The following is a 9,221-nucleotide window of genomic DNA, read 5'->3' as shown; positions in this document are numbered from 1 at the left end:
GCTGCCAGCCCTTGACCGTGATGAACGCGTCCGGGTTGCCGCGGACCTCGATCTCGTACCGTTCCCCGGCTGGCCCGAAAGACCAAGGCGGATCGAGGTTTTCCTCACCCATCAACCAGTTCACCGTGATCCGGACCACCGTGGCGTCGCCGACGAAAGCCTCCCAGTGGAAGCGACGCCCGGCCACCTGGCCCGGCTCGATCACCCCGATCGGCGAGTCGATCGGTCCGGTCGCCACCGCCACCTCTTGCGACGAGCGGATCTGCGGGTCGGCGGCAAAGCCCAGCCGATCCACGCACAGCCGGACCGACTGAAAGAATCCGCCGTCGAGAATCTTCTGCATCGGTCCGGTCAGCGCCTTGTCCGGTGCGTCACCGAAGCCCATCACGTAGCGCAGCACATCCGGGGCGCCGTAGGTACGCAGGTCCGAAAACTCCTCGGAACGAACGAAAGTCACGCCGGTCGACATCACCGAGAGCAGCAGCGGAAACAGTTCGGTCGCGGCGCCCGGACCGATGCCCGCGCCGTGCAGCGTAGCGTTGCCGGCTTGGGCGGCGACCTCCAGCGGCGCGGCTTCCTTCTCACCGGGGTAGAACCAGCCGACCGGGGTGACGACGTTCTTGCCGGAGTGCAGCAGCGCCGCGACTTCGTCGGCATTGGGCAGCAGCGGCGCGTAGATCACCGCGTCGGCGTCGAGCGCGAGAATCGCATCGACGCTGTTGGTCGCGGTGACACCGAGTGGGGACCAGCCGATGATGTCACCGACGTCCTTGCCGTGCTTGGCTTCCGAATGCACCCAGCACCCGGCCAGTTCGAGCTCAGGATGCTCGAGTATGCCTTTGATCGCGGCCACACCGACCGACCCCGTCGCCCATTGAACGACCCGCAGGCTCATAGCTCTCCTTCCCCATGCGCCACTTAGCCTCGCGCTTCGACGACCTCGTATACGTTGTCGGCATATCGGGACCGGATGGTCTTCTTGTCGTACTTGCCGACGCTGGTACGCGGGACTTCATCGACAAACGTCCAACGTTCCGGCAGCCACCAGCGAACAACCTTGTCGGCCAGGAAGGTTCGAAGCTCGTCGGCGTTGACGTCGGATCCTTCTCTGGCGACGACGACCGCCAGAGGTCGTTCCTGCCAGCGCTCGTCGGGAACCGCGACCACGGCGACCTCGATCACGTCCGGGTGCTCGAACAGCGCATTCTCCAGGTCGACCGACGAAATCCATTCTCCGCCCGACTTGATCACGTCTTTGGACCGATCGGTCAGCGTGATGAAGCCGTGTTCGTCCATTCGGCCCACATCGCCGGTACGCAACCAGCCGGAGTCGAATTTCGAGTCGTCGTGGCCCTTGTAGTAAGAACTGGTGATCCACGGACCGCGGACTTCGACCTCGCCGACGGCGTGGTTGTCGTTGGGCAGCACCTGCCCGGCGTCATCGACGAGGCGGGCTTCCACGCCGCATACCGGGCGGCCCTGGGTTGCGCGAAATGCCCAGTGCTGGTCCTCTGGCGTGTTCGGCGGCGGCCAGGCCATGGAGGCCATCGGCGAGGTTTCGGTCATGCCCCACAGCTGGCGAATCTGCACGCCGTGTTTTTCCTCGAAGGTACGCATCAGCGACACCGGCACGGCCGAGCCGCCACAGGCGACCAATCGCAGCGACGACACGTCGTGGGAGTCCTTTTCCAGGCAGTGCATGACGTCGTTCCAGATGGTCGGCACCGCGCCGGCGACGGTGGGCCGCAGGTTCTCGATCATGTCGATCAGCGATTTGGCATCCAGATGGCAATCGGGCAGGACCATGTCGGCGCCGGCCATCAGCGCCGCATAGGGCAGACCCCAGGCATTGGCATGAAACATCGGCACTATCGGCATGACGCAATCGCTGGCGCTGATCGAGAGGCCATTGCCGGTGCAGTTCGCCATCGTGTGCAGATAGCTCGAGCGATGGCTGTAGACGACACCCTTCGGGTTTCCGGTGGTCCCGCTGGTGTAACACATTGCGGCAGCGGAGTTTTCGTCGATGTCAGGCCAGTCGAATTCGTCCGACTCACCGGCTACGACGTCGGCGTAGCGCAGCACGGTCTTGCCCGATTCTTCCAGCGCGGCGATGTCGCCGTCGCCGACCGCAATCACCGTGTGCACCGTCTTGATGTCGGCGAGTAGCGGAGCCAGCAGGTTGACCAGCGACACATCGACTAACACCACCTGGTCTTCGGCCTCACTGGCGACGTACACGATCTGCTCGGGGAACAGTCGGATGTTGAGGGTATGCAGCACGGCGCCCATCGCCGGCACCGCCAGATAGGCCGTCAAGTGTTCGGAGTTGTTCCACATGAAGGTGGCGACCCGCTGGTCGCCGGTGACACCGATGCGCCGCAACGCATTCGCCAACCGCGCGGTGTGTCGACCGATCTCGGCGTAGCTGTGCTCGCGATAACCGTCACCGGTGGCCGTGGTGACCTTGCGGGCCCCATGCACGCGGGTCGCGTGCCGCAGAATAGCGGTGATCGTCAGGGGAAAGCTTTGCATGGTGCTGTACATCGATGGACCGCCTCTGGTTCCGCCTGACTAACCGGGGCAGGCCCGCCAGACGCCTGCCCTGGTGGCGATCATTGCACGCCGGGCCACTCGCCTGACCGGCGATGTGGCCGGATCGGCGGCTAGGCCAGCGTCGGCTCGAGTAGCAGCAGGTCGGGCATCGCCCACGGATGCGGAGCAGTCAGCTCGTCGTCCGCAGACTGCACCCCGGCGGGTACGGCTGCCACGGCGATCTCCAAGACGGTGACGGTTCCCGCGTAGTCGGCGATGTAGAGCCGCTTGCCGTCCGGGCTCTCGATCGCACACGACGGAGCGCCGTCGACCGCGATCTTGCCGATCACGTCCTGGGTGGCGGTGGACAGCACGGTCACGCCCTGGTCGCCGACCAGGTATGCCCGCGCACCGTCGCGGCTCACTGTCAGCTGAGCGACCAGTCCTGCTTCCTCGCCGATCTTGTGCGTGCTGGTGATCGTGGACGTCCGGGTGTCGATGATGTCGAGCACCGTGCCGAAGTCGGGACCGGCGCTACCCACATACGCGGTGGCGCCATCGGGGCTGAGCGCGATATCCCGGATGGGCGAAGCGATTTCGACCGCATTCAGCACACGCTTCTGCACAGCGTCGACCATGACGATGTGCGCCGTCGATGAGCCGTTGGCCGCGACGTACAGTCGGCGACCCTCCGGGCTCACCCGTACGCATCCAGTAGTCGTGCCAGTGGTGGCCGCAATGCGGATCGCGTCTTCTTTGCCCGTCTTGGTGTCCAGGATCGCCACGTCGGCACCCTCGACATCGGTTCGGCCGACGTACAAGTGCCGGCCGTTCGGGCTGACCGCCAGGTCGGTGACGTTGAAGGCCAGCGGGTACTCCGCGACGATCTCGTTGGATGTGGTGTCAAAGGCCAGTACCGAGTCGTGCTCTGCCGACACATTGCTGACGTAGGCACGGTTAGCGGACAGGGCGACAGCGAACGATTCCTCGACGTCGACGACGGTGAGTGCGACCGCGGCCGTCGCGGTGTCAATCACCGAGACACTGTCGTCGCCGTAGTGGGTGGTCATCAGGACGTCGCCGTCTGGACTGATGGCCATGCCGCTCACGGCACCGCGTCCAGCGTTGATCTCGCCGGCAATCGTGAAACCCGGGGCCAGATCCGGCCCAGAAACTACATCGCTCACAGTGGTACCAGCCTCTACTCGTTGGTCCGTGGTGGGCGGACATCGGGTGTCTGAGCCTTCAACGTCCTCCGCGGTAAAAATCTTCCGCGGAACGCGATCCCAGATCCCTGCATTGGTGGCGCGCACAGCGCCGCTCCCGGCTGAGTCTAGCGACTGTAATTGGTTCGAAATAGGTCACTTCTACCGATTGTCGCCCACGTCACTTGGGTAACTAAGTGCGTCCTTAAACATTATTTATCCAGCAGAATCCGCATTCCTTTTGAGCAAACGCTGCAACCTATCTCGCCAGGCGTTTCGTGGCGGACGCTAACCGAAAATGACCTAGGACAAGGCTATTCATCAATAAGGGTTTCTTAACGTTCGCGACAAAAGAGTCGTACATCACAAACGGCCATATCGGCGTGTCGCGTCGTCGCCGGATTGCTCCCGGGCGGTGGGTAACCGATAATCCCCCGCGTGGACCGGCGCGGATTTGGGCCGCTCCCACGGGACGGAGCTACCGCTGACGTGAACGACGACGCGCGCGCTGATGTGGTCAGCCGGCAGTACGAGAGGTGGACATACCCGCCTCCCGTGGAGGACCTGGCGGCGTGGAGCGAAACAAACTGGGACTGGTTCGACCCGGCGCATGCGCACCGCATCTTCTGGCCAGACCGGGACTATCGGCCGGATCTGGACATTTTGATCGCGGGGTGTGGCACCAACCAGGCCGCCGTCTTCGCGTTCGGCAATCCTGACGCAAACGTCGTCGGGGTCGACATCAGCCAGTCCTCGCTGGACCACCAGCAATACTTGAAAGACAAACACGGCCTGGCCAACCTGCAGCTGCATCTGCTTCCGATCGAGGAGCTCCCCACGCTGCGGCGCCAGTTCGACCTCGTGGTGTCGAGCGGCGTGTTGCACCACATGGCCGATCCGCCGACCGGCCTGACGGCTCTCGCGGGATGCCTACGCCCCGACGGCGTGATGGCGCTCATGCTCTACGCGAAATACGGGCGGATCGGAGTCGAGTTATTGGAGTCGGTCTTTCGCGATTTGGATCTGCGCCAAGACGATTCATCGGTCCAGTTGGTCAAGGACACCCTCTCGGCCCTGACGGCGGACCACCCGATTCAGAGCTATCTGAAAATTGCCTACGATCTGCGCGACGACGCGGCGCTGGTCGATACCTTTCTGCACCATCGCGCGCGCAGCTACACCGTCGACGAGTGCCTCGATTTCGTGGCCTCCGCCGGGCTGGTATTCCAGGGGTGGTATCACAAGACGCCGTACTACCCACACGGCTTGTTCGCACCACCCAGTGGGTTCCAGCCAGCCGTTAATGCTTTACCGGAGAACAAGATCTGGTCCGTCATGGAACGTGTGCAGACGTTGAACGGCTGCCACTTCTTCATGGCATGCCGACCCGAACGGCCGAAAAGCAGCTACGCGATTGACTTTTCGGGGCCTGAGGCCTTGGACTACGTGCCGCTGATGCGCATGCGGTGCGGGGTCGACGGAGACGAGGCCTTCTGGCCGGCTGGGCGGGTAAGTCTGAATCCGGCTCAGTTGGCGTTTATGCGTGGCGTCGACGGCGACCGAACGATTCGGGCGATCGCCGCGGACCTGGCACGGCGGGAACCGCCGAACGGGGTTAGCGCAGCCGACTTGGAAAGCTTCGGCCGCAACTTATTCCAGTCGCTGTGGCGCCTCGACTTCATCGCGATCAAGTTGGCCGCGACCTGACGACTCCCCGGCGTCGAATCAGTTCTGAACGTTCAGCGCCAGCCAGTCCGGCTGAATTGGGCTGTCGAATACGTATGTCCCGGTATGGCTCAAATGCACCCAGGGTGCCGCGAAAACCTTGAAACCGTGGTCACGCGCCAGCCGGCAGAAGTGGTAGTCCTCCGACATCATCTTGCCTGTCTCGGGGTCAATGGTCGACGAGTAGAACTCGCTGATCACCGTCTGCTCGTAGACGAATCCGCGGACGTCGTCAGCCAGCGTCTCGAACACTCCGCGCTTGATAAGCATGAATCCGGTTCCACCGCCACCGATCTCGAACAATCCGTCAACGTCCGCGGAGACGGTACCCGCGGGGCCGGTGATCAAGTTGACCACGAATGAGCCGGTGTGCTGGTGCAACTCTTCCGGCGGCACACCATCCCTGACCGCCTGCGCCACACGCTTCCAATCGATCTCTTTCTTGGGATACAGGCCGCAGACGATGTCGCGGTCAGCCACGACCATGCTCACGATGTCTAATGGGTTGAAGCCGATATCCGCGTCAATCCACATCAGATGAGTTGCCTGGGATTCCAGGAATTGGTGGGCCAAGGTGTTTCTGGCGTTGGCCACCACGCTGTCATTCACCTTGTTCATGTACAGCAGGCCCAGACCGTTGCGCATGAAAGCGGCCGGCGTCTGGGCCATCGACCAGGTGTATGCCGCCATAGCCATGCCCCCGTACATGGGTGTGGCTATAAAGATGATTGGCGCACTCGGGTTCATGCCCGGCTGAGCGTCGCCATCGGGATCTAACGATTGATCGACCACCGACTAACCGTACCCAGCGGCCCGACGCGACGACGTCGAGAACGGGATGACCGGCAGGCGCCCGAGGTCGAGCGGTGCCCGTAAAGAAACCGTCAAAACGGTTGCTGACGCGGCGTTGACGGGTTAATGGTGGGAACACGGACCTCGTTGTCCCACAACAGCACACCTTGATAGCACGATCCACACAACCGGCTTTTGTTACGCCCGTGTTTCGCCGGGAAAGCCGGACGAGCCTTTGCGGCCCGCGGCAGTGCCCCCAGTCGGACTCGAACCGACACTGGACGGATTTTAAGTCCGCTGCCTCTGCCAATTGGGCTATGGGGGCCAGCGACGAATCTAGCGTGTTAACGCCAGATTCCGTCGATCGCCCGTAGCCGCAGGATGGCGCAATGGATGTGTTAAAAGTTTCGCCGTGCTTGTTAAGAAGCCATTAACCAGCTGGGCAACCCACCCGCAGGTCCGCGAAAGTTGTCCCGTGGACGCCAGCGAAGCCCGACCAACACCCACACACTGACCACGTGGCCGACCCTCCACCGGGTCGGTCTTTTTACACCAGGAGACGTACATGGCCTTCGTGAATACACAGCCTGCAGCGATCGCCGCAGCCGCAACGCAGCTCGAGGGAATCGGCAACTCGTTTGCCGCTGAGAGCGCCGGCGCTGCGACCTCGACCACCGATGTCGTCCCCGCCGCCTCCGACGAGGTGTCGATTTTGCAGGCAGGGGTGTTCTCGACCTACGGTCAGCTCTATCAGTCGGTCAGCGCCCAGGCTCAGGCGATTCACCAGCAGTTCGTTCAGCTGCTGAACCAGAGCTCCGGGTCCTACCAAGAGACCGAGGCGGCCAACCAGGCCGGCGCCGCGGCGAATTCCTTGTCGAACGCCACATCGGGCGCCTCGTCGGCCGCGGGCACGGCGGCCACCGACCCGATCGAGAGCCTCGCTAACTTCATCAACGGTGTGAGCAGCGCGCTCAGCGGCTCGTTCTTCGGCAGCAACATCGGCAACCTGACCAACGTCCAGGTCGGTAACTGGGCATCGGCCGGTTCGGACCTCATCGGTCTCGGCGGTGGTGGTCTACTCACCGCGTTGGCCGGTCCCGCGACCGCGGGCTCCGACATCGGCGGTCTGGGCTCGGCCCTGGCCGGAAACGTCGCCCCGGTCGGCGGGATGGGCGGAGCTGGAGCGGCGATGGGCGCCGCGCCGGTGCTGGCCGCTGCCGGTCAAGGGTCGTCGATCGGCGCTCTGTCAGTGCCGCCCACTTGGGCCGGCGGAGCCGGGATTCCGGCGGCAAGCACGCCTGTCACGCTGGCGTCGCAGAGCTGGGCCACTCCGCCGCCGGCAACTGGCGGCATGACGAATGGGATCGCGGGCATGCCGGCGGTCGCCAACGGGGGTCGCGGCGGGTCGAGCTTCGGCGCCCCGCGCTACGGCGTTAAGCCAAAGGTCATGCCGGCGGTGCCCAAGCCGACGATCACCTAATAAACCTCGCCGCCAACGTCGGCCGGCTCAACCACCAATCGTCCTCATATACCTAATGAATAGACAGGATCTAAGAAATGGTCTTTGATTTCGCAGCGCGACCGCCGGAAGTCAACTCCACGCTGATCTACTCCGGCGCCGGAGCGGGCCCGATGATGGCCGCCGCCACTTCGTTCAGCAGCCTGAGCTCGGAGCTGGCCACGAACGCCGCCGCCTACGAATCGGTGATCTCGCAGCTCACCGGCGGGGACTGGCAGGGCCCATCGTCGAGCGCAATGGCCGCGGCGGCTCAGCAGAGCATCGAGTGGCTGAACACCACATCGGCGCAGCTGCAGGAGGCCGCCGCGCAAGCCACCGCGTCGGCGGCTGCATACGAGGCGGCGTTTGCCGGCTCGATTCCGCCGCCGGTGGTGTACGCCAACCGGGCTCAGCTGGCGGCGCTTGTCGCAACCAACATCCTGGGGCAGAACACCCCGGCGATCGCGGCCAACGAGGCCCTTTACGGAGAGTTTTGGGCTCAAGACGCCACCGCGCTGACCACGTACGCCGCCAACGCTGCAGCCGCCGCGCAGGTGACGCCGTTGACCGAGCCGACGCAGAACACCAACCCGGGTGGCTCGGGCGCGCAAGCCGCCGCGGTCAGCAATGCTGTCAACAGCAACGCGGCGAACTCGGGACTCAACGGGCTGCTCGGCAACCTGCAGAACTCCGCCAGCTCGCTCGCCAGCCCGGCGGCCAGCACGGCGGCAAGTACCCCGCTCGGCGACCTCTACAGCGCGGTCCAGGGCTTCTTCGGGGTCGGCGCGGTGACCAACTCGGTTAACACCGTCGACGTGACACTGTCCTGGTGCATCATGATGATGTCGTCGGCCTTGGGGACCCTGGCCCACTTCACCGCCGGTGCTCCCTTCGGCGTCACCATCGGCGATGTCGCGCCGCTGGGTGCCGGTCTGGGCTTCGGCACGACCTTGGCGGGCGCCTCGTCCGGCATGGGTGGCGCGACGCTGGCCGGCATGGGCAGTGCGGCAGAGGTCGGCGGAATGTCGGTGCCGGCCGGGTGGGCTGCGGCCGCCCCGGCCGCCACGGTCGCCGACGCCACGCTGGCGGGCTCCGGCTGGACCGCGGCTGCCGACAGCGCTGCAACTGGCGCGGGCGGCGCGCCCGGCATCATGCCGGGAATGGCCTCGGCCGGCGGCAAATCGGGGATGGGCTTCGGTGGACCGCGCTACGGCGTCAAGCCGAAGGTCATGCCCAAGCAGGTGTTCGTCTAACCCCGTAGCTGGAGGCGACGACGCCTTCCGAAGACAAGTAATCAATATCGACCAGCATCAATTCACAGCAAGGAGAGAGATATGCCTTCACGTTTTATGACTGACCCGCACGAGATGCGGTCCATGGCGGGCCGTTTCGATGTGCACGCGCAGACCGTCGAGGACGAGGCCCGCAAGATGTGGGCGTCGAGCCAAAACATCGCCGGTGCCGGC

General features: G+C 64.3%; 7 protein-coding genes, 1 tRNA gene and 1 pseudogene. 4 read left to right on the top strand and 5 right to left on the bottom strand.

The window, feature by feature from the left end:
- The 3 genes from VN856_RS20345 to VN856_RS20335 form a co-directional block, all read right to left on the bottom strand.
- On the bottom strand, positions 1–895 hold an 895-nt coding region (locus VN856_RS20345), incomplete at its 3' end, for a dihydrodipicolinate reductase (protein ID WP_325692293.1).
- A 23-nt stretch (positions 896–918) separates the two neighbouring features.
- Complete coding sequence (locus VN856_RS20340; RefSeq protein ID WP_325692291.1) at positions 919–2,547, bottom strand: long-chain fatty acid--CoA ligase; 1,629 nt, start codon at positions 2,545–2,547, stop codon at positions 919–921.
- 119 nt (positions 2,548–2,666) lie between these two features.
- Complete coding sequence (locus VN856_RS20335; protein ID WP_325692289.1) at positions 2,667–3,722, bottom strand: YncE family protein; 1,056 nt, start codon at positions 3,720–3,722, stop codon at positions 2,667–2,669.
- 507 nt (positions 3,723–4,229) lie between these two features.
- Between VN856_RS20335 and VN856_RS20330 the strand changes: the two genes are divergently transcribed.
- Positions 4,230–5,447: a methyltransferase gene (locus VN856_RS20330; protein WP_325692287.1), complete on the top strand. Its 1,218-nt coding sequence runs from the start codon at positions 4,230–4,232 to the stop codon at positions 5,445–5,447.
- An 18-nt stretch (positions 5,448–5,465) separates the two neighbouring features.
- On the opposite strand, the gene VN856_RS20325 is transcribed toward VN856_RS20330, so the two are convergent.
- Both VN856_RS20325 and VN856_RS20320 read right to left on the bottom strand, forming a co-directional pair.
- Positions 5,466–6,257: a hypothetical protein gene (locus tag VN856_RS20325; RefSeq protein ID WP_325692285.1), complete on the bottom strand. Its 792-nt coding sequence runs from the start codon at positions 6,255–6,257 to the stop codon at positions 5,466–5,468.
- A gap of 251 nt (positions 6,258–6,508) precedes the next feature.
- Positions 6,509–6,582, bottom strand: a tRNA-Leu gene (locus tag VN856_RS20320).
- Positions 6,583–6,822: 240 nt separating this feature from the next.
- Here VN856_RS20320 and VN856_RS20315 point away from each other — a divergent pair.
- The 3 genes and pseudogenes from VN856_RS20315 to VN856_RS20305 form a co-directional block, all read left to right on the top strand.
- A complete protein-coding gene (locus tag VN856_RS20315) occupies positions 6,823–7,737 on the top strand; it encodes a PPE family protein, SVP subgroup (protein WP_325692282.1) in 915 nt (304 codons plus the stop codon).
- Positions 7,738–7,814: 77 nt separating this feature from the next.
- Entirely contained in the window at positions 7,815–9,008 is a 1,194-nt protein-coding gene (locus tag VN856_RS20310) for a PPE family protein (protein WP_325692280.1), read from the top strand.
- Between the two features lie 81 nt (positions 9,009–9,089).
- A pseudogene (locus tag VN856_RS20305) lies at positions 9,090–9,221 on the top strand (WXG100 family type VII secretion target); the annotation flags it as partial.

The organism is Mycobacterium sp. (assembly GCF_035603715.1).
Lineage (GTDB): Bacteria > Actinomycetota > Actinomycetes > Mycobacteriales > Mycobacteriaceae > Mycobacterium.
Note: the sequence above shows the minus strand (reverse complement) of the source record. Positions and strands in the feature narration are given on the sequence as shown.